This is a genomic window from Kurthia sp. Dielmo, from assembly GCF_000307285.2.
GTDB classification, from domain to species: domain Bacteria; phylum Bacillota; class Bacilli; order Bacillales_A; family Planococcaceae; genus Kurthia; species Kurthia populi.
Genome location: NZ_HE578958.1, coordinates 52059 through 77405, shown reverse-complemented (window position 1 = coordinate 77405; position 25347 = coordinate 52059). Strand labels below are relative to the sequence as shown.

The 25347-nt window shown below is 40.1% G+C and carries 28 protein-coding genes; 22 read left to right on the top strand and 6 right to left on the bottom strand.

All coding sequences use genetic code 11. From position 1 onward, the window contains the following. Positions 1-667: 667 nt before the first annotated feature. Together KTHG_RS08945 and KTHG_RS08940 are read left to right on the top strand one after the other, a co-directional pair. Complete coding sequence (locus tag KTHG_RS08945; RefSeq protein ID WP_126991780.1) at positions 668-979, top strand: hypothetical protein; 312 nt, start codon at positions 668-670, stop codon at positions 977-979. A gap of 135 nt (positions 980-1114) precedes the next feature. Continuing rightward, positions 1115-2284: a YbfB/YjiJ family MFS transporter gene (locus KTHG_RS08940; RefSeq protein WP_139992944.1), complete on the top strand. Its 1170-nt coding sequence runs from the start codon at positions 1115-1117 to the stop codon at positions 2282-2284. Positions 2285-2437: 153 nt separating this feature from the next. Here KTHG_RS08940 and KTHG_RS08935 read toward each other — a convergent pair whose 3' ends face one another. After that, on the bottom strand, positions 2438-2914 hold the full coding sequence (locus KTHG_RS08935; protein ID WP_126991782.1) for a DinB family protein: 477 nt from the start codon (positions 2912-2914) through the stop codon (positions 2438-2440). 193 nt (positions 2915-3107) lie between these two features. Between KTHG_RS08935 and grpE the strand changes: the two genes are divergently transcribed. The 4 genes from grpE to KTHG_RS08915 all read left to right on the top strand — a co-directional run bounded on the left by grpE (position 3108) and on the right by KTHG_RS08915 (position 7166). Continuing rightward, the gene (grpE, locus tag KTHG_RS08930; RefSeq protein ID WP_139992942.1) at positions 3108-3863 is read left to right on the top strand and encodes a nucleotide exchange factor GrpE; all 756 of its coding nucleotides are present in this window, start codon (positions 3108-3110) and stop codon (positions 3861-3863) included. 13 nt (positions 3864-3876) lie between these two features. Beyond that, positions 3877-5625, top strand: a complete 1749-nt coding sequence (locus KTHG_RS08925) for an Hsp70 family protein (RefSeq protein ID WP_139992940.1) — start codon at positions 3877-3879, stop codon at positions 5623-5625. 240 nt (positions 5626-5865) lie between these two features. Then, complete coding sequence (locus KTHG_RS08920) at positions 5866-6255, top strand: DoxX family protein (protein ID WP_139992938.1); 390 nt, start codon at positions 5866-5868, stop codon at positions 6253-6255. Positions 6256-6299: 44 nt separating this feature from the next. Continuing rightward, on the top strand, positions 6300-7166 hold the full coding sequence (locus KTHG_RS08915; RefSeq protein WP_139992936.1) for a carbohydrate kinase family protein: 867 nt from the start codon (positions 6300-6302) through the stop codon (positions 7164-7166). Positions 7167-7220: 54 nt separating this feature from the next. On the opposite strand, the gene KTHG_RS08910 is transcribed toward KTHG_RS08915, so the two are convergent. Then, on the bottom strand, positions 7221-7997 hold the full coding sequence (locus tag KTHG_RS08910) for an ABC transporter substrate-binding protein (protein WP_126991787.1): 777 nt from the start codon (positions 7995-7997) through the stop codon (positions 7221-7223). 118 nt (positions 7998-8115) lie between these two features. Here KTHG_RS08910 and KTHG_RS08905 point away from each other — a divergent pair, with 118 nt between their 5' ends. From KTHG_RS08905 to KTHG_RS08870, 8 genes are all read left to right on the top strand, one after another. Next, positions 8116-9237: a thiolase family protein gene (locus KTHG_RS08905; RefSeq protein WP_139992934.1), complete on the top strand. Its 1122-nt coding sequence runs from the start codon at positions 8116-8118 to the stop codon at positions 9235-9237. A 20-nt stretch (positions 9238-9257) separates the two neighbouring features. Continuing rightward, entirely contained in the window at positions 9258-10880 is a 1623-nt protein-coding gene (locus KTHG_RS08900; protein WP_139992932.1) for a long-chain fatty acid--CoA ligase, read from the top strand. 129 nt (positions 10881-11009) lie between these two features. Further along, entirely contained in the window at positions 11010-11387 is a 378-nt protein-coding gene (locus KTHG_RS08895) for a GntR family transcriptional regulator (protein WP_139992930.1), read from the top strand. Then, positions 11384-12250: an ATP-binding cassette domain-containing protein gene (locus tag KTHG_RS08890; RefSeq protein WP_139992928.1), complete on the top strand. Its 867-nt coding sequence runs from the start codon at positions 11384-11386 to the stop codon at positions 12248-12250. The genes KTHG_RS08895 and KTHG_RS08890 overlap by 4 nt, the downstream gene beginning before the upstream one ends. Then, positions 12225-12884 carry a hypothetical protein gene (locus tag KTHG_RS08885; RefSeq protein WP_186439539.1) on the top strand — a complete coding sequence of 220 codons (660 nt, stop codon included), beginning with the start codon at positions 12225-12227 and terminating at the stop codon, positions 12882-12884. The genes KTHG_RS08890 and KTHG_RS08885 overlap by 26 nt, the downstream gene beginning before the upstream one ends. After that, complete coding sequence (locus KTHG_RS08880; protein WP_139992924.1) at positions 12881-13543, top strand: hypothetical protein; 663 nt, start codon at positions 12881-12883, stop codon at positions 13541-13543. The genes KTHG_RS08885 and KTHG_RS08880 overlap by 4 nt, the downstream gene beginning before the upstream one ends. Continuing rightward, positions 13533-14189 carry a hypothetical protein gene (locus tag KTHG_RS08875; RefSeq protein ID WP_139992922.1) on the top strand — a complete coding sequence of 219 codons (657 nt, stop codon included), beginning with the start codon at positions 13533-13535 and terminating at the stop codon, positions 14187-14189. Before KTHG_RS08880 ends, KTHG_RS08875 begins: the two co-directional genes overlap by 11 nt. Beyond that, on the top strand, positions 14186-14827 hold the full coding sequence (locus KTHG_RS08870) for a hypothetical protein (protein ID WP_139992920.1): 642 nt from the start codon (positions 14186-14188) through the stop codon (positions 14825-14827). Before KTHG_RS08875 ends, KTHG_RS08870 begins: the two co-directional genes overlap by 4 nt. Before the next feature lie 34 nt (positions 14828-14861). Here KTHG_RS08870 and KTHG_RS08865 read toward each other — a convergent pair whose 3' ends face one another. Then, positions 14862-15311 carry a VanZ family protein gene (locus KTHG_RS08865; RefSeq protein WP_126991796.1) on the bottom strand — a complete coding sequence of 150 codons (450 nt, stop codon included), beginning with the start codon at positions 15309-15311 and terminating at the stop codon, positions 14862-14864. A 164-nt stretch (positions 15312-15475) separates the two neighbouring features. Here KTHG_RS08865 and KTHG_RS08860 point away from each other — a divergent pair, with 164 nt between their 5' ends. The 6 genes from KTHG_RS08860 (at position 15476) to KTHG_RS08835 (ending at position 21519) form a co-directional block, all read left to right on the top strand. Further along, the gene (locus KTHG_RS08860) at positions 15476-16318 is read left to right on the top strand and encodes a methyl-accepting chemotaxis protein (RefSeq protein ID WP_139992919.1); all 843 of its coding nucleotides are present in this window, start codon (positions 15476-15478) and stop codon (positions 16316-16318) included. A gap of 94 nt (positions 16319-16412) precedes the next feature. Continuing rightward, complete coding sequence (locus KTHG_RS08855) at positions 16413-17882, top strand: FAD-binding oxidoreductase (RefSeq protein WP_139992916.1); 1470 nt, start codon at positions 16413-16415, stop codon at positions 17880-17882. Continuing rightward, positions 17875-18348, top strand: coding sequence for a hypothetical protein (locus KTHG_RS08850; protein WP_139992914.1), 474 nt, complete (start codon positions 17875-17877; stop codon positions 18346-18348). The genes KTHG_RS08855 and KTHG_RS08850 overlap by 8 nt, the downstream gene beginning before the upstream one ends. A 60-nt stretch (positions 18349-18408) precedes the next feature. Next, the gene (locus KTHG_RS08845) at positions 18409-18906 is read left to right on the top strand and encodes a hypothetical protein (protein WP_139992912.1); all 498 of its coding nucleotides are present in this window, start codon (positions 18409-18411) and stop codon (positions 18904-18906) included. After that, positions 18876-19421: a hypothetical protein gene (locus KTHG_RS08840; protein WP_139992910.1), complete on the top strand. Its 546-nt coding sequence runs from the start codon at positions 18876-18878 to the stop codon at positions 19419-19421. Before KTHG_RS08845 ends, KTHG_RS08840 begins: the two co-directional genes overlap by 31 nt. 271 nt (positions 19422-19692) lie before the next feature. Further along, positions 19693-21519: an endonuclease/exonuclease/phosphatase family protein gene (locus KTHG_RS08835; RefSeq protein ID WP_139992908.1), complete on the top strand. Its 1827-nt coding sequence runs from the start codon at positions 19693-19695 to the stop codon at positions 21517-21519. A gap of 69 nt (positions 21520-21588) precedes the next feature. Here the strand turns inward: KTHG_RS08835 and KTHG_RS08830 are convergent, their stop codons facing one another. Then, on the bottom strand, positions 21589-21990 hold the full coding sequence (locus KTHG_RS08830; protein ID WP_139992906.1) for a PaaI family thioesterase: 402 nt from the start codon (positions 21988-21990) through the stop codon (positions 21589-21591). Between the two features lie 352 nt (positions 21991-22342). Between KTHG_RS08830 and KTHG_RS08825 the strand changes: the two genes are divergently transcribed. Next, positions 22343-22987, top strand: coding sequence for a VC0807 family protein (locus KTHG_RS08825; protein ID WP_139992904.1), 645 nt, complete (start codon positions 22343-22345; stop codon positions 22985-22987). A gap of 56 nt (positions 22988-23043) precedes the next feature. Here KTHG_RS08825 and KTHG_RS08820 read toward each other — a convergent pair whose 3' ends face one another. Then, positions 23044-23469 (bottom strand): hypothetical protein, encoded by a 426-nt coding sequence (locus KTHG_RS08820; protein ID WP_139992902.1) that lies wholly within the window; start codon positions 23467-23469, stop codon positions 23044-23046. Between the two features lie 283 nt (positions 23470-23752). Here KTHG_RS08820 and KTHG_RS08815 point away from each other — a divergent pair, with 283 nt between their 5' ends. Continuing rightward, positions 23753-24088, top strand: coding sequence for an NINE protein (locus tag KTHG_RS08815; RefSeq protein ID WP_126991806.1), 336 nt, complete (start codon positions 23753-23755; stop codon positions 24086-24088). 148 nt (positions 24089-24236) lie between these two features. On the opposite strand, the gene KTHG_RS08810 is transcribed toward KTHG_RS08815, so the two are convergent. Next, on the bottom strand, positions 24237-24971 hold the full coding sequence (locus KTHG_RS08810) for a hypothetical protein (protein WP_139992900.1): 735 nt from the start codon (positions 24969-24971) through the stop codon (positions 24237-24239). Positions 24972-25347: the final 376 nt, after the last annotated feature.

Here is a 25347-nt window from a genome sequence, read left to right as displayed (position 1 = left end):
CTAATATAATAGAAGAAAGTCCATTTTTTAATCGATAATGGATGCCAACAATATCGCTTACACGACTAAAGAGAACCCGTATGATTCGACGGGTTCTCTTTTTTTATAGTATGACTTGTTGATATTTTTTAGAATGCCATTGCGTCATATCACCATGTCTTTATTTTTGTAGAAGTAACGAATTTTTTCGTTTTGAAAGGCTGTGGTAGCTATTTTTTTAAGAAGATAAAATGTGTAAATGTTTCGGTGAAATCTTTGCTAACGTTCATTTCAGCGTAAGAATTTACGAATGAAGTATTGTATTTTTTATAAATGGTACTACGGTTTATCGTGCCGTATTTTTCCCAGTCCTTCATCGTGTTGCCTTTTAAGAATGCCTTATAAAAATGATGTAGCAATGAATTTTTTCATATGTTTACTATAGAATCTAAAATATTTAGGCTAAAAATAGTAAAATTTTTATGTTGAATACAAGCAAATACTCTAGCGTATATAAGTCTATACAATAAATACTAAGTACTTACAGCATATTTATTATATTTTAAATATGTAAAAATTCTTAAATTTTTAAAAGCAATTGCTTGAATTTTGAGCGATTTGGGAACAATATAAGTATAAGAGCAGTCAAAACTACATAGGTAAGGAATCGCTTGAGAGGGGGATGCAAATGCTACTTAGCATATTGATTACAGCAATTACGTTGCTACTTGTCATCCAAATTTTTAGAAAACGTACAATCATTAAGCAACTTACGCACAAGGAACGTTATTTAGCTCTAACTTCATATTGTGGATTATTTACACTCATGATCATCGGCTATCATTTTCTTGATAAGTGGATTATGATCTTAGATGTAACGAAATTTATTCGGAGTGTTGTGTTTTTTGTTTATTGCTTTATTACCGTTTGCTTGATTGCGGTACTTTTAGAGCGTATGTTACCGAAAAAACTATTATCTGTGTTGATTAAACAACATTAAAGCGGAATGCTTTCTATCATAGTGAAACCCTATATTACATAAAAATGTAATATGGGGTTTTTTTCTATATTATTCATTATTTTACGCTTTCATGTATGGATAATTGGTATACTTAGGAACTAAGGGGGGATGGGTATGACATGGCGTCATTTTGGTGTAGTCGTAGGGGGAATTTTGTTACTTGTCATTGCGATGGGCATTAGCCGCTTCGCGTTTACGCCGATTTTACCGTATATGCGACAAGATGTCGGCTTTTCATTTCAGGAAGCGAGTTATTTAGCTTCTAGCAATTATATTGGTTATTTTATCGGAGCCATTTGGGCAGGCTTTTTATACAAACGACGCAAGGCCATTTTAATTTGGAGCGTCGTTATCAACGTGCTATCTGTCTTATTGATGGGAATTGTAGATTTCTTTACGGTGTGGTTAGTATTACGCTTAATTGCAGGCATTACTGGGGGCTTAATTTTTGTCTTAACATCAAGCGTCATCATGGATTATTTAGCACATCATGCACTCGCAAAATGGTCAGGCTACTTATTTAGTGGCATTGGTCTCGGTATTGCATTATCCGGCTTAATCGTGCCATTTTTAGCAGAGCGTGTACTATGGACGGGAGCATGGATTGGTCTAGGCATCCTATCAGCCATTTTCGTAGTATGTATTCATATATTATGGCGTCCAGTTGAAGTACCCGAGCTGAGAAAGATTGAAAAAACAGCCGACACGCGCGTTGTGAAGGGCTTTATGCTGTGGCTTATTGTAGCATATGGCTTTGAGGGGCTTGGCTATATTATTACAGGCACTTTTTTAGTGGATATTATTCATCATATTCCGGCGCTAACGGACTATGCCGGCTATAGCTGGGTTGTTGTTGGCTTAGCGGCAGTACCATCTGCGCCAATTTGGACCGTATTACTTGAAAAAACATCGGCCATTACGTTACTAGTTAGCGCGTATAGTTTACAAATTATCGGCATCCTGTTACCGGTGTTTTCACAAACCGTTTCAAGTGTGCTACTCTCTTCTTTTTTATACGGCTTAACGTTTGTTGGCATCGTCACGCTAACGACTGCGTATGCGCGAAAACGTTATCCACAGCAAAGTGGGGTCGTTGTCTCGTTATTGACGAGCGTCTATGCATTTGGTCAAATTATTGGGCCACTTTTTGCGGGGGAAATTGTATCAATTTATCATAATCAATTAGCAGCGCTTGCATTTGCGGGCGTAATGGTGACAGTTGCACTTGTTATTTTATGTGTTGGGCGCATGCTCACCGTACGACAAGAGGGATTGAGCGAATAATTAGCATAAGAAAAAGAGGCTTTGACATACGTGTAAAAATCACCTCTCCTAGGAGCATAAGAAAAACCGGAATCGCGCGGTGGTGCGGTTCCGGTTTTTCGTTGCGAATGCTAAAAAAGGAACATGACGTGTTTTGCCTCAGTCTCTTTTTTATTAGCGTTGCATTTCTTGTGTAGGGCCCATTACTGGAGGAACTGTAAGCCCTGCTTGGCGTAATAAAACCGTCATTTGACCACGGTGATGTGTTTGGTGGTCGATGAACATGCGCAGTACCGCGCCACGAGGAGCATTTCCTTGAATAAATGGTACTTCCTCAAGTAATGCTTCATCTGTAAGTGTGTCTGCTTTTTCAGTAATCTCTGCTGCAATTTGCTCGTAAGCGGCTACGATTTTTGCGGCTTCTGTAGGAACTTCTTGTGGGTTTCCTACAGATGTTAATTGTAGTCCAGCAACTTGTCCGACGAAGAACATAGGGGCAGTAGCTAAATGCCAGCCTAACCAACCTAATGTGCTATGACCTTCAACAATTGCTTGGTTTAATGTGTCATCAGTTAAAGCACCTAATACCATTTTTGTGCCACCGGCGGCATGTGCCCAGTCTTGTTTGAAATCTTCCATTTTGCGATACATTGTAACACGCTCCTTTTCGTTATTATTATGCCATAATTTATCAGGCGTATTCAATTGGAATATCTGTAATCGCAACCCTTTAATAGAGAGAGAATGCGATAATTTATAAAAAAATAGGAAAATAAGACGATAATATTTATGATGTTTGTAAATCGAAAGAAGTGGTTAAAGTAAGTTGAGGAGGTATAGGGACATGGCTATCAACGGGTTATTACAACAATATAGTGAATGGGTGCTTGAAGACCGCCTACGTCATGCTACGATGGTATTTTGTGGCTACGCGAAGGACATGCTTGAGCCGATTGAGCAGCTTTTAACGTACAGCTTTCGTGAGCAGGAACGCCAAACGTGGTTGGATGCCTTTCAGACACTGCGAACAAATGTCGCCAAACTGGACCATGTCGCAGATTATGATGATGAAAAATACGTTCATTTAATTAAACAACTGCGACAAGAAGGAGCCTCATTACGCATATTAAATCATATACAGCGCGAGCATCAGCGCTTTTTAGATGTTATGACAAAGGAGTTACTCGCGCCGTTATATGAGCCGCTTGAACGATTAGCTAGTTTAGCTGATTTTGATTTTGAAGAGCTACAAGCCAGCGAGGTCATTCGCCGCTTTAGTTATAAACCGATTGAAATTATTGACCAATTCGATTATTTTTCAGAAAGTCTGAGCGGGACGAGCATTAAAGCAGCAACACTTGCGCAGTTAACATTATTAATTGCACAGTTAATTGAGCAGCTCGCGCATTTTAATGTTTATGAGTTAGATGTGTTACATAAGGAATTAGATGGTGAATATATGGTGAGTATCGGCGCGATGCCGCGCAGCCTCGCGCCTGATGTAGCGCGCCATCATGTATGCAAAGTATTCGAGCGAGGATTTTATATAAAAGAGACGAATGACGTGTTGCGCGAAGCAAAAGTGATGACCGTCATGTAACGGAGGAGAGCATATGACAATTTTAGGAATCGATTTAGGCACAACAAATTCAGCGATGGCGTATGTTAAAAACGGTCAGCCTGAAATGATTGTCAATTCACGAGGTGAGCGCACGACCCCATCTGTATTTCAAAAAAATATTAACGGCGAGCTAGTTGTGGGCAGTGTGGCGAAAAATCAATATTCATCCCTCCCGGAGCAAACCGTACTCGAAATTAAGCGGAAGATGGGGACGGATGAAAAAATAACGGTCGGCGAAACAAGCTTTACGCCAGAACAAATTTCAGCACATTTTTTAAAGTACTTAAAGCAGGCCGCAGAAGATTTTTTAGGTGAAAAAATTACCGAAGCGGTCATTACAGTACCGGCGTATTTTTCCGATGCACAGCGTAAAGCAACTAAAATTGCTGGTGAAATCGCGGGGTTAAAGGTCGAGCGTATTTTGAATGAGCCAACCGCAGCAGCAATTGCTTATGGACTAGATCACCCTGATAGTGAGAAAAATATTATCGTCTATGATCTAGGCGGTGGAACCTTTGATATTTCCGTCGTACGTTTGGATAAAAATTTAATCGAAGTCAAGGCAAGCGCAGGGGACAATCATTTAGGTGGTATGGATTTAGACCGCTTATTAGTGGACTGGGTAGCGGAGCAGTTTGCGGCGCAATATGATGTGCCACTATTTAGTTTTGGTGAAGCGTCCGAGATTACACAGCGTCATGCCCGTGTGAAGCTCGAAGCGGAAAATGTGAAAAAGTCATTATCTAGTGAACTATCGGCGACATTTAATTTACCTTTTTTAGCAGTGTACGAAGGAAAGCCGATTTCACTTGATTATACGATTACACGTGCGGAATTTGAGGACATTGTGCGTCCACTATTAGAGGAGACCCTCGTGCATGTTGATAAGGCCATTCACGATGCAAAACTTGCACCAGATGCCATTGATGATATTATTTTAATTGGTGGCGCGACGCGTATTCCGCTCGTTCAAAAGCTTGTTGAAGCAAAATTTGAGCGCATAGCGAAAAAGGATATTAACCCAGATGAAGCGGTCGCATTAGGTGCTGCGATTCAAGGAGCGATGAAGGAAGATAGCTTGCCGGAGGAATCAAGTCTAATGGTCATTGATGTGTGTCCGTATACACTTGGGACCGATGTTTTACGCATTGTTGATGGCAAGCGTCAATCCGGTTACTTTGATATTTTAATTCGCCGCAATGAGCCGCTTCCAGTGACAGCAAAAAAAATCTACAATACGGTCAATGATAATCAAACGACGATTGATATTGGCGTTTATCAAGGGGATGATGAGGATGCGCGTGTCAATGATGACTTACGCATTACTGAAACGCCGCTTATTGTTGACAAAATTCCAGAAAATGCAGCTGGCAAGGAAAAAGTAGAGATTATGTTCCGCTATGACGTCAACGGACTGATTCAAATTGAAGCGACAGTGCTCAGTACCGGGCGTACGATTTCACAGGTGCTTGATGCACAGCGCGGTATTATGTCGGCGCGTCAAGTGAAAGAGGCGAAGCTCGAATTATTTGATGACTGGGAAAAATCAAAGCTTGCGAGTGAGATGAAGGGTGTCATTCGTCGTGCAAAAAAAGTGCGCCGTAATGCCGAGCCCCAGCAAGCTGTACAAATCGAAGAGGCTATTCAACAGCTTGAATATGCGATTCAAGAAACGGATGTTGAGCTTGTGAAGGCGCGCGAGGAAGCGTTACTTGATTTATTAATGGAGATTATTGAATAGGCATCTTGTGTCTAGAGCACGTTTAAAGTGAGTACTTTAAATGTGCTTTTTTATTTTTTCACAATGAAAACTAAGGAATATTGTCGTTAATTTGTGAAACGAAACTTCACAGACTATAAGGCATATCACGTAATTCTTAGTAAAATGGTTGACTTTATTAAGTATTCATTTTAAAGTTACTTACAATTCGTAAGTGATAGATGGCCATCATCGTTTGCAAATACAAAAAAGGAGCTTATTATGGAAAAACAACAACTTGCTACATTGCTATTACGTATTATGCTTGGCGCATCATTTTTAATACATGGACTATCTAAATTTCAAGGAGGCGTTGGCAATACGGCCGCATGGTTTGATTCTATCGGCTTGCCAGGTGGCTTAGCGTATGTGATTGCCATCATCGAAGTGCTAGGTGGTATTTTAATGATTTTAGGTATTGCCACGCGCTATGTCGCGATTGCATTCGTTGCGATTATGCTCGGTGCTATTTTCACTGTGAAAGCAGCAAATGGCTTTTTGGGTAATGACCAAGGGGCTGGCTATGAGTTAGAGCTTGTATTAGCAGTGATGGCGATTTATTTTGTGTTAGCGCCATTTAATGTCTATTCATTCACACGCAAAAAAGCATAGCGAAAATCCACTTCATAGCGTACGATAAAATAGGGTGAATGGACATGACAAAGATTTTAACATTTGGCGAAGCATTAATTGATATGCTGCCATTAGATGATACAAATACAGTGTATGAAAAATGCGCAGGCGGAGCACCGGCAAACGTCGCAGTAGGAATTGCCAAATTAGGCGGTAATGCGGCGTTTATGACAACAGTCGGCAATGACGCAAATGGCCGCTTTTTAACGGATACTTGCGCGTCTTACAGTGTGGATACGACGTCTATGTTTACAACAGATAAGGCACATACAGGTATGGCGTTTGTGACGCTTGAAAACGGGGAACGCTCATTTGATTTTATCGTGCAGCCAAGTGCGGACCAATTTTTATCCGTTGCGACGGTTAGAGAAGCGAAGGCGGCCTTTGATGGCGTAACGATTTTCCATTACGGCTCGCTTTCATGCACTCAGGAATCAACGAAGCAGGCAACCATTACAGCGATTAAACAAGCGAAGGCACAAGGCGCATTGATTTCATATGATCCGAATCTACGCTTGAATTTATGGCCAAATGCGGCACTTGCACGCGAAACGATTCTCGATATGTGGCAGTACGCCGATATCATCAAAATCTCGGAGGAAGAGCAAGCCTTTTTAGGGGAACTACCGACCTGTAAGCTACTCGTCATAACACAAGGTGAAAAGGGTTGTATTGTACAAACCGCCGCGCGTTCTTTTCATGTGCCAGGTGTTGCCGCATCTGTTGTTGATACAACGGGTGCCGGGGATGCCTTTGTGGCGGCGATGCTTCAAAGCATTGTCGAGCAGCGCTCACTAGAGGAAATTTTTGCACGTGCGAATAAAGCAGGTGCTATGGCTGTTACGCGAAAAGGAGCCATGACCGGCCTACCAACGGCAGAAGAACTATAATTGTATAATTCGATAAAAAGGCACTATGTCAATATGACACAGTGCCTTTTTTGCTTAGTTAAACGCTTGTTGAATCGTATTAAAATAATGCGCCGCCTTGAGCATACGTGCGCCGTACCAAAACATTTCACCGTCTACAAAAATGATTTTTGCGTTTGCTAAATATGGTTCAAATTCTGCGCGATGCTTTTCAGAGAACGGGAATGGCTCAGAGGACAGCAGGACATAGTCAAGCTTTGCCTGCTGCAAATCTTCGATTGTTACCGCAGGGTAGCGACCGTCGAGCTTCGTTATAGGATTGGTGAAGCCGAGCATTTCGAGCAGACTCGTAATATAGGTCGTCTTACCGACCGCCATATACGGCTTTCGCCACATTATATAGGCAGCATTACCAGATAGTGCTGGAAGTTGTGCAAAGGTTTTTTGAATCTCGTCTATTAATGCAACTGCCGCTTGCTGCACGCTCGCTAATGTACCGAGTGTTTCAATCAAACGATAGGCATCATCTACGGTCTCAACCTGGCATACGAATACAGGGTAGTGCGCGGCTAATGTCTCGACTATTTCCTTTGTGTTTTCTTCCTTTTCCGCAATGATTAATGTCGGATTGAGCGCGTGAATGGCTGCTTCATCTATCGTTTTTGTGCCACCAACGACTGCGATATCTTCGACGATTTCTTGTGGGAAAATGCAATATTTGGTGCGCCCAACGACAGATTTACTGCCTAATTCAAGCAATGTTTCCGTAATAGCGGGGCATAGTGAAATAATGCGCTGGGGCCCCGGTTGTACTACAAGTTGTCGACCTAAATGATCATGAATGGTTGTCAATAGTTCTCACCTCATCTTCTATTATAAAATATTCATCAGAAAATTGTGAAAATTTTCTGTATCATGTAAAATAATACATATAAAAAGACAGAATATGCTAGTTTAAGGGGGATTTTAAATGCGTGAAGCAGTAATTGTAGCAGCAACAAGAACCGCGGTTGGCCGTCGAAAAGGTGGCTTCGCTGATGTACGCCCAGATGATTTATTAGCAGATATTTTAGAAAGTGTTGTTAAACGAGCCGGTATTGAAAAGGCGGCAGTTGAGGATGTCATTATTGGCTGTGTGACACAATCACAGGAGCAGTCCATGAATATTGCGCGTACGGCAACGCTAATGGCGGGCTTCCCAATTGAAGTGCCAGGTGTAACGATTGACCGTCAGTGTGGCTCTAGTCTACAGGCCATGCATTTTGCGGCACAGGCTATTCTTGCGGGTGATATGGATATTGTGATTGCCGGGGGTGTCGAGAGTATGACACGTGTCCCAATGTTTATTCATACAGATGGTGCGCAACAAAGTAAGCGCTTACGAGAACAATATGACATTATTCATCAAGGGGTATCGGCAGAGCGCATGGCGGAGAAATGGGCCTTAACGAAAGAGGACGTCAATGACTTTGCGGCAACGAGCCATAAGCGCGCGTTACAAGCCATCGAAGCGGGTCATTTTGACGAAGAAATCACAGCGATTGGGCATGTGACGCGTGATGAGGGGCCGCGCCCAGATACGAATAGCGAGTCGCTTGCGGCACTTAAAACGGTTTTTAAAGAAGATGGCGTTATTACAGCCGGCAATGCCTCACAGATGAGTGACGGTGCTTCGGCAGTTGTTGTTATGTCGCTTGAAAAGGCACAGGAGCTTGGGCTAAAGCCGCTTGCTAAAATTATTGCGCGTAGTGTCGTAGGCTCTGATCCGACGCTCATGCTAACCGGACCAATTGAGGCGACAAAGCGTGTGCTACAGCGTGCAAATTTAACACTAGCTGACATTGATACGTTTGAGGTCAATGAAGCATTTGCGCCGGTGCCACTCGTCTGGGCAAAGGAGCTTGGGGCGGATTTAGCAAAAGTAAATCCCGACGGCGGTGCTATTGCGCTCGGCCACCCATTAGGTGCGACCGGCACGAAGCTTGTGACATCGATGCTGTACCGCATGCAGCGTGAAAATTTACAGTATGGTCTAGTGGCGATTTGTGAAGGTATGGGGATGGCGAATGCAACGATTTTAGAAAAAATGTAAACGACAAAGGAGCGAGACATATGCATATGATGGATACACCTTTATTGTTAACGGGTTTTTTTAAACGAGCAGAACGGTATTTTGGGCATAAAAAAATTTACTCACGTACAGGACCAGAAACAATGCATGAATTTACGTATAAGGAATACGCAGAGCGTACGCGACGTCTAGCTTCTTCGCTAACGAAATTAGGTATGACACGCGGTACAAAGATTGCGACATTTTGTTGGAATGACCATCGCCATTTAGAAATGTATTTTGCGGTGCCATGCAGTGAGGCGATTTTGCATACGGTAAATATTCGCTTGTCACCGGAGCATATTGTATATGTGATTAATCATGCTGAGGATGACGTATTAATTGTTGACCATACGCTCTTAAAATTAATCGAGGCGGTAGCACCACTACTAAAAACGGTGAAAATTTTTATTGTGTGTGGGGATGCGGTAGATGTGTCAGCGACAACGTTACCGAATGTTTATTCCTACGAGGACCTCATTCAGTCGGGCGATCCAACACATGTCTTTGCCGAAGATTTTGACGAAAATACACCGGCTGGGATGTGTTATACATCTGCCACAACGGGTATGCCAAAAGGCGTTGTTTACACGCATCGCAGTATCGTACTGCATAGCTTTGCAATGATGTTTAAAGACAGTGTGGCGTTAAGCGAGCATGATATTATGCTGCCGATTGTGCCAATGTTCCACGTAAATGCATGGGGCATGCCGTTTGTATGCGTGAATTTGGGCGCAACACAAGTATTACCTGGACCACTCTTTACACCGGAATTATTACTTGATTTATGTGAGCAATACGGTGTGACGATCTCAGCTGGTGTGCCAACGATTTGGCTCGGTTTTTTACAAGAGCAAAAGAAAAAGCCGCGTGATTTATCAAGTCTCCGTCTTATTGTCAGTGGCGGCTCAGCTTCGCCAATTAGTATGGCAAAAGCTTTTGAGGAAATGGGCATTACCTTCTATACGGGCTATGGTATGACGGAGACATCTCCACTTGTGAGTGTATCGATTTATACGTCACAAACAGAGCAGTATGATTATGAGGAGCGCATGGACATTCGTACAACGCAAGGGCTTACAGTGCCACTCGTAGAAGCGCGTATTGTGAATGAAAACGGTGATGTACCATGGGACGATGAGACGATGGGCGAGCTAATTGTCAAAGGACCATGGATTGCAGCAGAGTATTACCGCGATGAGCGTACAAATGACGCCTTTAAAGATGGCTGGCTTTATACGGGAGATATTGCGGTTTATACGAAAGATGGCAATATTCGCATTACCGACCGTACGAAAGATTTAATTAAATCAGGCGGTGAATGGATTTCCTCGATTGAGTTAGAAAATGCGCTCATGTCTTATGAAAAGGTCGCAGAAGCGGCGGTCATTGCGGTACCGCATCCGAAATGGCTTGAGCGTCCGGTTGCCTGTGTGGTGATGAAAGAAGAATTTAAAGACACCGTTACAAAAGAAGAGCTACTTGATCATTTACGACAAGATTTTGCACGTCTGTGGATACCAGATGATGTCGTCTTTTTAGAAGAAATTCCAAAAACATCGGTCGGCAAGTTCTTAAAGCAGCAATTGCGTGAGGATTTAAAGGACTATCAATTACCTGAATAACAAGCGCGAGGAGTCTTCGGATTCCTCTTTTTTTATGGAAAAATAAAATTTCATATTGCTAAAAATTTGAAAAAGATGTATAGTACATTACAACAGTAATGCACTGATGAAATTGAAGGGAAGGACGTTATGCAGCTACAAGATGGGCAAGTACCGATTTATGTGCAAATTGCACAATGGCTTGAAAATGAAATTATTGAACAGCGCCTTGAAGCGGATGCGAAAGTGTTTTCACAATATCAATTGGCAGAAAAATTTAATGTCAATCCAGCCACTGCTGGCAAGGGGTTAACGATTTTACTTGAAAAAGAATTACTGTATAAGAAAAGGGGATTAGGAATGTTTGTAATGGAAGGGGCACGCGAAAAACTAATGGATGAGCGCGTACAGCATGGCTTACATGACAAGGTAGCGGAATTAGTCGAAGAGGCACAGCGTTTAAACATATCAGAACGACAACTTATCGCTTTGATTGAACGCATTTTCCGTAAGGGGGACTTAGGATGATTAACTGTGTGAATGTACGAAAAAAATTTGGTAGAAAGATAGTGTTAGATGAGTTAAATCTACAAATTGATGAGCCAAAGCTAGTAGGTTTGGTTGGTCGTAATGGCGTAGGGAAATCGACATTGATGTCGTTACTTGCTGGCTTAGAAAAACCAACGAAGGGCAAGGTAGAGGTTTTAGAGCAATCTGCCTTTGATAATTTATATGTGTCCGTCAATAGTATTTATATTCATCCGAATATGACATTTCCAGCGAATTTATCACTACGTGAGCTATGCCAAATGGGAGCGCAGTTTTATATGCACTGGGACCAAGCATTAAGTGAAAAACTCTTCACTTATTTTGATATTCCACTTCATCAAACATTCCAGCAGCTATCAACAGGAATGAAGTCGATGTTTGCGACTATTTTTGGTCTCGCTACACGTGCGGCAGTGACATTATTAGATGAGCCAGTAAATGGGATTGATGAGGGCCTGCGTAAAGATATGTATCGCGCGATTTTAAAAGAGTATATTGCCTACCCGCGGTTAATGATTATCTCTAGTCATTTACTAGATGAGCTAGCGCATTTACTTGAAGAAATTGTCATTTTACATGATGGCAAGGTGCTCGTGCATGATAATATCGATGACTTTGCGTCGTCACATATGATTTGGGAAGGTGAATTGTCTCGTATGCTTGCCGCTTATCCGGATGCTTTAATTCTCGAGCGCTCACCATTTGGCGGTGACCGGGTGCTTGTGCCAAGCCATATAAAAGGTGATTTCCAACAGCAGACGATTAGCGCTAAGGACTTGTATTTATATTTGACGGCAGAAAAAAAGGGGTCGATTGATGATGTCTTTTCAAACAATGAGTAGTAATCAATTAAGCCGATTTTTTATAAAATGGACGTGGCGAAATAATCGACAAATTGTATTATTTACAATTGTTTCACAGCTCATAGCACTTGCCCTCGCTCTCGTAACAGAAGACCAGCGAATGCAAGTATTTGCTGACTTTCAATTCACCTCGATTTATTACAATCTAGTTCCGCTCATCGTAGCCGGTTGCTTGAGTACGATGATGCTAGGAGCGGCGCTGAAGCAGCAGCGTCTAGAGCCTTTTCAATTTCCAAAGCATGTGAAGCAAAGAGCGAGCCTCGTTATAGCTGTGCTTTATAGTGCAGCCCTCACACTGGCGATTATTTTAACACGCTATGTCATCAGCATTTACTTCCTATTAATTGAGCCGGAACAAACGATTTTACGAGCGAATGAACAGGTGTGGATGCAGGCGATGCTAGTATTTGTTTGGTTGATGATGGCTTGTATACTGGGCTTTTTATACGCGATAAATAAAGTGTATGCATTTCTTGTAGGCATCGTTAGTTTAGTAGCAATGATCGTCGTTGCGCAATTATTTGAGCATGTACTTTATATCGGAACGGCCAGTATCGCAGTTATTTTAGCAGCTGCACTTATTTGGATGATACGTCAGGAGGAAGCGGTATGACATTTCTAATTATGATTCTGTTACTCTTACTGCTCGGTGTCATCTTAAAATGGCACCCGGGCAAACGATTTATCGGGCTAATTGTTGGACTATATGCCGTTGTGTTACTAGCGAGCCCCGTTATTTATCAGCTGTTAACGAAAGAGACGCCAGTGTCCTATACAATGGCGCAGGTGAAAAATTATCAGCAGGAGCAGCAACAATTTTTAACAGATTTAGCGAGTGGCAAGCGCGATGCATATGCTGATTTTCTACTTTATACGAAAACACTCGCCTATAAAAAGGATTTATTTTATATGAATAGCGAAATCGAGGAACACCAAGTTCTGTATGTAGTAGAGGAGGCACCTGATTTAGAGGGTGAGGTAGAAGTAAGCATGTACAAGCGTCCATTTTTAGTAGGCGATGTAGATGTCAGCGCTTTATACCCGGAGCCGACCATTCAATTTAAAAAAGATAAGTTGATTGTAAGAGGGCAGCAAGAAACACTCGACCTTACCGCAAAGGGCGTGACATTATTGCCAGTAGCATGGGACGAATCAGATGATGAGTTCAATAATAACCCTTATGTGGCGTATATACGCGTACCGATGCATACACGGGTGCTAGACCGTCATGATAAACGAATTTTTGAAGGAGGAGAAACGCATGACAACTAACTATTATCGTATCCAGTGGAAGCAAACAACCGAGAAAATGCGTGGCTTCTTTATTATTTTAATAATCGTGCAATTATTTTTTAGCTTAAATTCAATCGCTGGACAATTCGGCGGTACGGTGGTGTATGCCATCTTCAATGCCAATACGACCTTCTTAGTAACATTACTAGCGATTTGCTTTGGGGCAATCAAGGTCGCGCAAATAGAGCCAACAGACGTCTTTCGTCTTCCTTTATCTGTGAAAATCCGCGTAGATAGCTTAATGCTTATGCTACTAGCACTATATGGCAGTGTGACAGCATTACTTATTCCATACGTAGCTTACGGCGGGAAGTATTCGGATGCCGCAACCTATTATGATACAACATTATTAACATCTAGTTATTTTTATAAAAATATGCTTATTTGCTTCCTGCTTATTTTAGCGGCGAGCATGTGGAGCTATACCGTTAGATTATTGAAACAATCGAAACAATGGATGTGGGTAAGTATTTATATGGTGACGATTATTCTTTGTGTGGTTGCTTACATATACAGTATTGGGCATTTATTCACATCATGGCAGTGGCTTGGCTTTAGCGCGATGCTACTCGTCGTAGAATTTGGCTTTTTACAATGGCGCTTTAAGGGGGTAATGGCAAAATGAGTCATATAAGTGTTTTTGGTTTTATTTTCTTAATCGTTCTTGTGTTGGTTGTGGTCCTTGTTTCGCGTAAATTATTCATTAAAATTCGCTTAGGCAAGTCGATTAAATGGATTGCTTTGGGCTATGTGGCCGTTTTACTGCTAGGTGCCATTCTTACTTCGATATCAGAGCCGACAGCTAAGCAGGTATCAGCGGAACAGAGACAGCAAATGGATGCCTACAACAAACAATTATTACAGCAATTTAATAATAAAAAAATAACGATTCCTGAAGATAATATGTGGGTACAAGACGTCGATACTTCTGAAGAATATTATATTCATGAAAACGAGGAAGTTCGCTATAAAATCGTGCGCAGCAATAAACTGACAAATACCGTAGAAGGAAAAGTGTATTATTTGAAGTATGCAACGAAGCAAATGAATCTAACGGGTGAGCTTCCGAGTTTGATCATTGATGAAGGCGAAAATGAAGTGGACATTAGACGAAAAGATATGCCGACCGTAAAAGTATTAACAGATCGCTTAGATTTTATTAAGGGCGAAGGATTTCAGGTAGATGACGTAGAGGGTGACGTTTTTCAAGATGTGCTCGTGCTGCTTGAAGTACCGAAGAACTTAAACGTTGTAAAAGAATAATGAAAAGGCATGATGCGCTTGCATCATGCCTTTTTTAATTTGCGATAAATAATAATAGCGTAAGTCCAATAAAGGGTAGTCCGATAATCATCGAGACCATCGCAACGGCTTTTTGTACATCAGCGAAGCATTTGCCGAGTATCCAGGCCAGTCCCATACCGATTAGACCACCCATTGTATTTAATAGGAAATCATCGATGTCGGACGCACCGCGCGCGAAGATGTATTGAAAAATTTCAATACAGAGGCTAGCTAGCATGACACCCCAAAGAGCCACTTGTTTATAGTGAATCATGAGGTAGATGCCAAGTGGAATAAATAATAGCACATTACCCCATACATTGATGTCTAGTGTCCCTTGTGCGTGAATCATATCAAAAGGTTGCAAGTTTACATTACGGTAATGGTCGCGTGATAAGAAAACCGTTTCGATAACTAAGCCGCCATAGCATAGCATCATCGCATAATAAAAAAATCGGTACATAAAAAAACCTCGTTTCTATGCTTATTATACTAGCGTATAAAAATGAAGAAATTCTTAAGAAAGTTCTGTAAAACAATGAAGATTGAAAGGTGAATAAAAAAACTACAATAAAAAGAAATTAAATGATACAATGTTACTAGGACTAAAGAACGGAGGTTTTGTAGATGATGGAAAAAATTGTAGTGAATCGTTTAGAAGAGCTAGAACGCACATTACCGTTAATTGTCGATGTATTTGATGAGGGCTCGTTTTTTGCGATGACCAATTTAACCCATACAATATGGGAGCATAATGGAGGAACATTTGATCAAAATAAAGTGCGTATGAGCAAACAACGTCCACTAAAATCAGATGATATTGTTTTTGATATTTTTCGTACACGCAAGAAAGTAATCGTTGATGTACCTGTTGAAAAATATGGTACGGCTTTTCGATTTATTGGTATTCCTATTTTTGATGAGCGTAATCAGGTGATTGGAAGCTTAGGGATTTCGAAGCCGATTGAAGTACAAGCGAAGCTGACAAAGGCGGCAGATATGGTTGCGAATTCGACAACGAGTATTGCGGCGGCCGCAGAGGAAGTACAGGCCTCTTCATCTGAGTTCCAGCATCATATGGCTGGGCTTGAACAAGCACAAAAAGAGATGCTAGCGTACACAGAAAATACGAAAAAAATGCTACAAATGATTAATAATATCGCAAAAAGCACACGTATTTTAGGGCTGAATGCGGGGATTGAAGCAGCTCGTTCAGGCGAAGCAGGTAAAGGCTTTGCCGTTGTTGCAAGTGAAATTACGAAGCTAGCCAATCAATCAGCAGATTCGGTGACAGAAATTAACGATGTGATGGAAAATCTACGTCAGCAAGTAATTGATATTTCAAAAACATTAAAAGATACTGTCGAAATTTCAACACAGCAGGGCATTGCAATTACAGCGATTGCCGATTCATTAGAGCAATTAACGAATGTCTCAGAAGAAGTAAATGAATTAGCGAAAAAAGTATAGTTCAAACATAAAAAGGTACGGCTCTTAGACGGGTTGTGCCTTTTTTTGCGTTTCCTTATCTAGTTTTTTGTTATGATAGAGAAGAGGTGATTGTATGAAACGTTCTACAAAGACAGGCCTGTTAGTAGGGCTTGTCGGCGTCATGACAGGCGTTGTGTGGTGGCAAATTCCAATTGAAAAAAGAACATATGGCTTATCACAAACGGCAATGACGACAGACTATACCGGGCTAATGCCGGAAAAGGTCGCACAAATTAATGAGGTGAAGAAGCGAGAAGAGCTTGTTGCAATCGTAAAAGAGGCGCAAAAGGCGAAGCGCACCATTAGCATCGCAGGGCTTCAACATTCACAAGGTGGACATACATACTATAAAGACGGAATTGTTATCGATATGCGCGCATTTAATCGTGTGCTATCGGTGAATGAACAGCAAAAAACCGTGAAGGTCGAAGCGGGTGCTAGCTGGATGGATGTGCAAGAGGCACTAGCGAAAAAAGGCTTGGCACTCCGAGTGACACAGTCGCAATCGATTTTTACAATAGGTGGCTCGCTCAGCGTCAATGCGCACGGACGAGATATTTGCTATGGCTCGATGGCCAGTACGGTACGTGAGCTGACAATTGTGAATGCACAGGGCGAATTTGAAACGTTAAAACGAGGCCGAGATGACGAGCGCCTACAGTATATTTTAGGTGGCTATGGTTTATTTGGCGTTATTGTTGATGTGACGCTCGATGTGACAGACAATACGGTTTATACGATGCATACGACTGAAATGAAGATGGCGGATTATGCACCGCATATGCGTAGTATTTTAAAAGATGACCGCATTGCCATGCATTATGCGCGTATTAGTGTGGCACCGAATAGCTTTTTAGAGGATGTGTATACGATTGATTATGAAAAAATGGATGCGATTGATCACACCTCACCGTTGAAAGGTGAAAGCTCTGAGCGGTTAAGTAAACTCGGGCTTGATTTAGGACGTCAAGGCGGTGCGCTTGAAAATGGTTTCTGGCAATTGCAGCGCGGCTATATGAAGTTAATTGATGATAAAGAAATTAATCGTAATGATGCGATGCGCTCTGAGTCTACCTTTATGGAATATACCAAACCGGGGCGCGTAGAGGTACTTCAGGAATTTTTCGTGCCACTAGATGAATTTGAAGCCTATGTGAACGAGCTTCAGCAAGTGCTGCCGCATGATGATAAAAAAAATGATGTGAAAGTACATAATATCACACTGCGCTATGTCGCAAAAGATGACGCAACGGCGCTGAACTATGCGACGGATGACATGATGGGCTTCGTTGTACTGCTGCAACATGGTACATCCGAGCAGTCGATTGAGGAGGCCAAGACCTTGATTCGTCAATGGACAGATGTGACATTAAAGCATGAAGGGACGTATTATTTACCGTATTATCCATATCAGACGACCGAGCAGTTTAAAAAGGCGTATCCAAATGCCGCTAGTGTGTATGACGAAAAACAGCAGCAGGACCCAGATATTATTTTCCGCAATTATTTCTATGATAATTATGTGAAGCATGCCAATGACTAAGTGGCCGCTATTCATCACAGTCGGACAGGTAATTATTTTTCCGTATTATTTATTTTGGCTAAAAAATAGTACATTAACCTTTTCATTATTTGCACTTATTTTTGCGCTATTTTCCTTTGGTGCAGCACTTGGCTATCATCTCCAGCAAAAATGGACGATGCCAATTGCGTTGCCGATTGCGCTACTCGGTATGATTTATATGCTGACATTAGATGTAGAGAGCCTCTATATCATTAGCGTGATGCAAGTAATACTCGGCTTTTTACAAGGCTATTTTCGTGCATGGCATGTCGGACAGGAAACCTATAAGCTACAAGTTGTATGGCACTATGTCATTGTCGGCTTAGCAATGGTAGCATTATCAACCGTAACCATTGTAGTGCCACAGATTTTTGTCGCCATCTATGGCTTTATGCTCGTCATTTGTGCCGTAGTAATGGCGCTTCAAAAGTGTAAGAAAAAATAACAACAAGCACATCCAGCAAGAAAATGTTGGATGTGTTTTTTACAATAGGAGGGCTTTAAAGTGTTTAGTGTAGAAAGCTATGTAGAAGAAGTTAGATTTAATTTAGAGGAAAAATCAAATGAGTTGATTGAATCTTTTAAGGGTTTAGAAAATGTTTGTTTTCCAGATGAGACGGCTGTTTTATTTGCGTGGGCATCTTTTTCTTTGGATGACGTTACTCTTTTTCTAGAAGCACATGAAGATATGTTTAATTCGGTTGATCCGGTCGAAGATGATAGTGATTATACCTCTAGTGTAAAATTACTTACTAATTTTGCTCTCTATGATGAAGATTCAAAAAACTTTAATGAAAAAGAAGAAGAAATGTTTAGTGAATTTTATAGTGACAATGGTTTAGAAGGAATTACTATAAAAGAATATGGGCATTGGGTCAAAAAATGTTTTGATGAAGCGAAAATCACTTTTAATGTACCAATTTATTTTATGATTTTGGATGAAGATGAAGTGTTGAATTTGGTAACAGGCAAATGGAGAGACCAAATGGAGATAGAGCTGTAAAAAAGTGTTTGTTAATTAAATTGGAGGTTTTTAAGATATTTAATAAACTTAGAGTTGAAAAATTTATTAAGGAAGTTCGAAGTAATTTAGGAAGTAAAGAAAGTGAGTTAATTAATGCTTTTGTAAATTTAAAAAATTTTTCTCTTCCAGAAGGTGCTAATGTCTTGATTATAAATACAACTTTTTCCTATGATACTGGTTTTTATTTATCAGTTAATGAGGACATGTTTGATGAAGTTGTTCGAGTTAGTGGAGATAATGTATATACGTATGGTGTAGATTTAGTTGATGATTTTATCTTATATTCGAGAGATAAGATTGGATTTGTTAATTTTTATGATGAAAATGATTTGGAAGAAGTTGTAATGAAAGAAGTTAGTCAATGGATTAAAAGCTGTTTTGATTTGGCACAAGTTACATTACCGTTGCCTATTTATTTTAGATATCCAGATGAAGAAGATGCGCTAAATCTAGTAACAGGCGAATGGGAAGACCAAATGGAGATAGAGCTGTAAATATAATGGATAGTCGAGAGTAACGTAAAGCACATTCCGCGAAAAAAGCGTAGTATGTGCTTTTTTTAATCCTTTTTTAATAATAACGGGCTGCTTCTTTAAGAAGGTCACAGTAGTAAGGGGTCTGTTTTTAATTTTTTGTAAAGAATAGTTAGACTATTCTGCCTACAAAGCTTTACAAATAATACGGTCTATAGCTACTTACATTTATGTATAAATTTTTGTAAAATACTAACAAGCTTTGCATATTTTTTATGAGGAGGACTTTCTAGTGAAAGCAAAATGGTTAACAGCATCACTTTTATCAGTAGGTATTTTAACGGCAGTAAGTGGACAGGCATCAGCAGATACAACCGAAATTCATGATATTCAAGGTGCTACACATCAATCCAGCTATGTTGGCAAAACTGTACAGCAAGTAGAAGGCGTCGTAACATTTACGTATAAATTAAATGGCGCGTATTACTTCCATATGCAAACACCCGATGCAAAAGCAGATAAGGATAGCCGTACATCGGAAGCCATTACCGTTTATACAGGAAAATATAGCCAAGATGTCAAAGTAGGCGATCTTGTTTCTGTAACAGGTAAGGTGGATGAGTATTATATCGAGGGCTATAGTGACAAACGCACGATGGATTTACCGGTGACGCAAATTAATGCGCGTGACGATCAGGGCGGGCAAGTAGCGATTAAAGCGGAAAATGTGACGTTACCAAAAACAGTCCAAATTACAAAGCAAAATTTACCGAAATCAGTTATCGACAATGATCAATTTACGAAATTTGATCCAAATGAGGATGCGATTGATTACTGGGAAAGCCTAGAAAGCATGCGCGTAGCTGTGAAGGATGTTAAGGCTGTAGCACCGCAGGAATATGGCGATGTCATTACGGTGTTAAAATCACGCCATACAGATACGAAAAATGGCGGCGTACTATTTGAAGCGAACGATGCTAATGCAGACCGCGTACAATTCAAGCTCTTTGGTGACAATGTACGTGACTACAACGTCAATACGGGCGATGAATTTAATGGTACAATCGAAGGCGTTGTTGGCTACGGTTATTCCAACTATAAAATTTTCACGAACATAGAGAATATGCAAAAAACCTATAAACAAGGCAAGGCAACACAGGAAACAACGAAACTAAAAGCATCTAAGAAAAAAGTGACAGTCGGCTCATTTAACTTAGAAAACTTCTCAAATAACACAGCCGAAACATCGAATGCGAAGGCTGAAAAATTAGCTCATTCAATTGCCAATAGTCTTGGCAGCCCAGATATTGTTGGTGTCACAGAAGTGCAGGACAATAACGGCGCAAAAGCAGGCGACAGCAAGGCAAATGAATCATATGAGCGCTTAATTAAAGCAATCGAGGAAGCGGGCGGTCCAACGTATCAATACGTCAATATCGACCCTGAAAACAATCAGGACGGTGGCGCACCGAATGCGAATATTCGTGTCGGCTTCTTATACAACCCAGAGCGTGTATCATTAAAATCAGGTGCACCGGCAGGGGATGCGACAACAGCAGTTGGCTACAATAAGAAAACAGGCTTAACAGTAAATCCAGGGCGAATTGACCCGACAAATGAAGCATTCGAGGATAGCCGTAAGCCGTTAGCTGCTGAATTTACAGCAGATGGCAAAGATTTAATCGTTATTGCCAATCACTGGAACTCAAAAGGTGGCGATACACCATTATTTGGCCAAGTACAGCCCGTTAACTTAGCGAGTGAAGTACAGCGCCAAAAAATCGCAAACGTTGTCAGTGGCTTCGTGAGTGATGTATTAGCGAAAAATCCAAAAGCGAATATCGTGTCTGTCGGCGATTATAATGACTTCCAGTTCAGCAAGCTGCTTCAAACATTTGAAAAGGCTGGCATGGCAAATTTAATTCATAAAGTACCGACGAATGAGCGCTACACATATGTGTACCAAGGAAACTCACAAGTGCTTGATCATATTTTCGTTTCAAAAAGCTTAAAGAATGGCGCGAAAATTGACATTGTTCACGTCAATGCAGACTTCACAGAGCAAGCAGGACGCGCCTCTGACCACGATCCATTAGTTGCACAAGTGAAATTAAAATAAAGAGGCTTAAAAAAAGAAGGAATCCGCTTTGGCGCGATTCCTTCTTCTTATTTCGAGATAGTTTCTATCCTATTTATGATTGACACCTTTGAACGTAGACGTACAAAGGGCGATTAGTTCATTATCTTCATTGTAAATACGACCTTCTAAAATCGCAGTTGTACGCGTGCGGTCGATCGTTACGGCTGTTGCACGTAGGCGACCAGCTTGTACAGGACGAATAAATCGTGTCTCCATTTGAATCGTCATCACGACATCAAATCCTAATGTGTATGCGGCAATGCCCATTGTATTATCAAGCATTGTCATCATCATGCCGCCATGTAGTGTGCCAGCAACATTTGTAAGGTCCGGGCGGAAATCAAGAGCTGTCTCTGCTTCGCCGTTTTCCCCTTTTATAAATTCAAAACCAATTGTATTCCAAAGTTCGGTATGTTCAAACGCTTGTTGAACGGTCATCTGAGTTGTCAAAAATAAAACTCCCTTTAATTAATTATCCTAATTATAAGGATAATGAACCTTGTAAAAAAATGCGATTGTTTTCGAGAAACTGCATGAATTTACGCAAAACTCATTAGAATAGGCGAAGATTATGTATAGTAGACTTAGGCCGTTGTATAAAATGGCAACGGTACCATTAGTTCGAATGGCATTCATTTTTAGTTAGCTTATAAGTTTTAAATCCTAGTCAGTTTACGCATTGAATATGGCATTATCCTCTTTAAAATGTGGCAATCTCAATTATTCCAGAGGTTTTTTGTCTCTTTTTGTAATGAGTATGGTATTGTATGTACATAAAATAGAATAGAAGGGCGATATACATATGAAAAAAAATTCCACACTATGGGATTTGGTGTTTTATGTAGCCATCCCACTCGTTATCTGGCATATGCGCGACAAAATTGGCTTGACGGATTATATGGCCATGGTCATCTCTGCCGGCATCGGTATTGTTTATGGCCTGTATATGTTCAGCAAGCAGAAGAAGTTGAATGTGTTCGGGACCTTTATTTTAGCCGATTTAATTATTACAATGCTCATTACGGTGTTCTCTGGCTCGGCAATGAATCTATTATGGAATAATGTTTACTATACATATGTACTAGCAGGCGTATACTTTGTTTCCGTTTTAATTAAAAAGCCATTAATGCTTTATATGGCACTTGATTTATTTGCGATTGACCCAGAACGCCGCGCACGCATACTACCCATTTTCCATACGAAGAAAGTAAAATTACTATTTGTCGTTTTCACGCTATCCATTGTTGTGAAAGAAATTTTATCTGCGTTATTACAAGGCTATTTAATTACACAATACGGTGTGAATGCCTATGACAAGGGGATTTTACTGAAGCAGGGTATGAATATCGCTTTTATGGTCATTACCTTTATCTTGGTTATGCTTATTATGAAAGAGGCAGGCAAGCATATGTCAGAAGAAGAACGCGAGAAGTTCTTTGGAAGCTAGAACGATTAATTAAAAAAACAGGAGCTGCATCGACGCGGCTCCTGTTTTTGATTTATTTAAGAAATTGATTTTTTAAGAATAGCTGAATCAATCATATATTGTTGGTAATTTGTCTCAAAAGCTTCCTCAACATGACGTTGTAGTGTCGCTTTTGTATTTTTCTCAATGACATGGGATGCGTCGATTTGCGTCGCAAGTGCTTGTATTTCAGCAGTTTGCTCTTCTATAATCAAAACAATCTGACTTGATGGATTCTCTTGACGAACGTGTTTTGCTAGATCAAGTGTTTCGGGCTGATCGGGGCGAATAGAAATAAAGTAACTGTCTGCCACGTAGCTTTCTAGGTAATCTAAAATGGATTGTACTTTACGTGTTGTTAACACTTGATAAATTGTATATTCTTTAAATTTTGCTAATCGTTCAATTGAGTTATGGATCGTATTAATATCGCTATAATCTTGTTCAAAGATGATAATGCGCATGAAATCGACCTCCTTTAAATGATTCACGCGTTCATATTATGACATTATTCGACAAAATACGCAATAAAAAAATTTATAAAGCATTCAAATTATATTAAATTATTACTCGCTAGTCTATAAAAAAAAAAATCTGTAATTATGGATAATTTATGTGCTTAGAGCGATGTTTTTTTGTCTAGTACATAAAAATGTAAAAGAAACTTTCAAATTTAACGATTTTTAAACGTATTTTCTTCTATAATAGAAAGTGACATAAAACGAGCACTATGTAGGAGGATTTTACATGAGCACAGTAGAAGAAAAACGTGCGGCATACGTTGAAGAAAAATTAAAAGAAGACGGCTATCGTGATTTAAAAACAGCGCGTAAACGTTGGATTTTTGGCCTTTTTGGCGTTCATAAATTTTATTTAAACCATATGGGAAGCGGCTTAGCGATTTTAACGCTAACACTGGTATTCTTTTTTGCATTCTTAATTGATATCGGTGTTGTCGCATTAGGAATTGCGATTATTTGGTGGATCGTTGACTTTTTCCGTTTACCAACATTAGTTGAGCAAGCAAATGTTGTCCAACGCGAATATTATGAAGAAGAAGCAGAACGTCGCATTCATAACTAAGCATATAAAAGAGGCTGGGACAAAACACGTCATGTTCCTTTTTTAGCGTTCGCAACGAAAAACCGGAACCGCGCTACAGTGCGATTCCGGTTTTTCTTATGCTCATATGAACGGGTGTTTTTATACATATGTCAAAGCCTCTTTTTAATTACGGTAATACAATTTTTCCATCGATATACGTCATGCCCTCGTAAACGAATTCACCCTTCACAATAAAGCCTTTATAATACAACACCTCTGCTTCAAAATTTTCAGGATCACCTGTTGGGTTATACAACATATAACCAGGTGCGAGCTTGCCATCTAAAAATAAATGGTCATCGTATACCTTCAAACCTTCTGCTAAATCACCCTCGATAAAAAGCTGGCTATTAAAGACAACCGTATCTCCATAAAGTAAACCATCAAAATAAATACGGTCCTTATAAATCGCAAAACCTTTTTTCAATACACCATTTTCATATAATTGTTTATTAGAGGATAATACAATGCCTTCTTTTATTTTGCCATTTACATACAGTTTATTATCATAAACGATTTTACCGACAGCACGCATCGAGCTGTTGTAGAGCACACCATTGTATAAAACGAGTGAATACACAATGCGCCCATTTTTATAGAGTGTGCTACCGGTGACATAATAATTTTTCTTATCGACTTTGCCGTTTTTGTATAGCTTATCACTATAAATGCCACTAAAAATCTTTCCATTTTTATAGAGCTTTTTATTATACGTAATATAGCCTTTTGCTGTTTTCCCGGTTTGTGCATTTACGAGTTTATTGCTGCTAAGCTTATAGCTTGCGGCATCTACTGTAAGTGTTGAAAAAGTAAGAGCACTTGCTAACGCAAGGGTCATCATTATCTGAAATCGTCGGTTCATAACTTCACGTCCTTCTAATTACTATAACGGCTAAATTCACCGGAAGTTAAGAAGGTGTTAGGCGATAATTTCAATGTTTCTATATTAAATGTTATATTAGTATAAGCAATAAATGCTAGGAGCGTTTAAAACAGTGAAAATAATCGGGTTAATCTTAATTCTCTTTTTCTTAATTAACATTATTTTTTTAATAAATGAATACATAAAAGAAGCTAAAACGGAAGGGAAAGGAGAAATGGTTAAATCTCTTTTCAGATTCTTAGTGGGATTATTGTTTGATATCTCATCATTATATGTGGTATTTGTGCTCGTTTCTTTAGTTATCGGAATTTGGTTTACGTTCTATTAAAAACTGCCCTCATTAATCATATGAGGG

Bases quoted from the DNA above. Each gene is read 5' to 3' on its own strand.
- KTHG_RS08945 (WP_126991780.1), top strand. From the start codon at position 668: ATGCTACTTAGCATATTGATTACAGCAATTACGTTGCTACTTGTCATC.
- KTHG_RS08940 (WP_139992944.1), top strand. From the start codon at position 1,115: ATGACATGGCGTCATTTTGGTGTAGTCGTAGGGGGAATTTTGTTACTT.
- KTHG_RS08935 (WP_126991782.1), bottom strand. From the start codon at position 2,914: ATGTATCGCAAAATGGAAGATTTCAAACAAGACTGGGCACATGCCGCC.
- grpE (WP_139992942.1), top strand. From the start codon at position 3,108: ATGGCTATCAACGGGTTATTACAACAATATAGTGAATGGGTGCTTGAA.
- KTHG_RS08925 (WP_139992940.1), top strand. From the start codon at position 3,877: ATGACAATTTTAGGAATCGATTTAGGCACAACAAATTCAGCGATGGCG.
- KTHG_RS08920 (WP_139992938.1), top strand. From the start codon at position 5,866: ATGGAAAAACAACAACTTGCTACATTGCTATTACGTATTATGCTTGGC.
- KTHG_RS08915 (WP_139992936.1), top strand. From the start codon at position 6,300: ATGACAAAGATTTTAACATTTGGCGAAGCATTAATTGATATGCTGCCA.
- KTHG_RS08905 (WP_139992934.1), top strand. From the start codon at position 8,116: ATGCGTGAAGCAGTAATTGTAGCAGCAACAAGAACCGCGGTTGGCCGT.
- KTHG_RS08900 (WP_139992932.1), top strand. From the start codon at position 9,258: ATGCATATGATGGATACACCTTTATTGTTAACGGGTTTTTTTAAACGA.
- KTHG_RS08895 (WP_139992930.1), top strand. From the start codon at position 11,010: ATGCAGCTACAAGATGGGCAAGTACCGATTTATGTGCAAATTGCACAA.
- KTHG_RS08890 (WP_139992928.1), top strand. From the start codon at position 11,384: ATGATTAACTGTGTGAATGTACGAAAAAAATTTGGTAGAAAGATAGTG.
- KTHG_RS08885 (WP_186439539.1), top strand. From the start codon at position 12,225: ATGATGTCTTTTCAAACAATGAGTAGTAATCAATTAAGCCGATTTTTT.
- KTHG_RS08880 (WP_139992924.1), top strand. From the start codon at position 12,881: ATGACATTTCTAATTATGATTCTGTTACTCTTACTGCTCGGTGTCATC.
- KTHG_RS08875 (WP_139992922.1), top strand. From the start codon at position 13,533: ATGACAACTAACTATTATCGTATCCAGTGGAAGCAAACAACCGAGAAA.
- KTHG_RS08870 (WP_139992920.1), top strand. From the start codon at position 14,186: ATGAGTCATATAAGTGTTTTTGGTTTTATTTTCTTAATCGTTCTTGTG.
- KTHG_RS08865 (WP_126991796.1), bottom strand. From the start codon at position 15,311: ATGTACCGATTTTTTTATTATGCGATGATGCTATGCTATGGCGGCTTA.
- KTHG_RS08860 (WP_139992919.1), top strand. From the start codon at position 15,476: ATGATGGAAAAAATTGTAGTGAATCGTTTAGAAGAGCTAGAACGCACA.
- KTHG_RS08855 (WP_139992916.1), top strand. From the start codon at position 16,413: ATGAAACGTTCTACAAAGACAGGCCTGTTAGTAGGGCTTGTCGGCGTC.
- KTHG_RS08850 (WP_139992914.1), top strand. From the start codon at position 17,875: ATGACTAAGTGGCCGCTATTCATCACAGTCGGACAGGTAATTATTTTT.
- KTHG_RS08840 (WP_139992910.1), top strand. From the start codon at position 18,876: ATGGAGAGACCAAATGGAGATAGAGCTGTAAAAAAGTGTTTGTTAATT.
- KTHG_RS08825 (WP_139992904.1), top strand. From the start codon at position 22,343: ATGAAAAAAAATTCCACACTATGGGATTTGGTGTTTTATGTAGCCATC.
- KTHG_RS08820 (WP_139992902.1), bottom strand. From the start codon at position 23,469: ATGCGCATTATCATCTTTGAACAAGATTATAGCGATATTAATACGATC.
- KTHG_RS08815 (WP_126991806.1), top strand. From the start codon at position 23,753: ATGAGCACAGTAGAAGAAAAACGTGCGGCATACGTTGAAGAAAAATTA.
- KTHG_RS08810 (WP_139992900.1), bottom strand. From the start codon at position 24,971: ATGAACCGACGATTTCAGATAATGATGACCCTTGCGTTAGCAAGTGCT.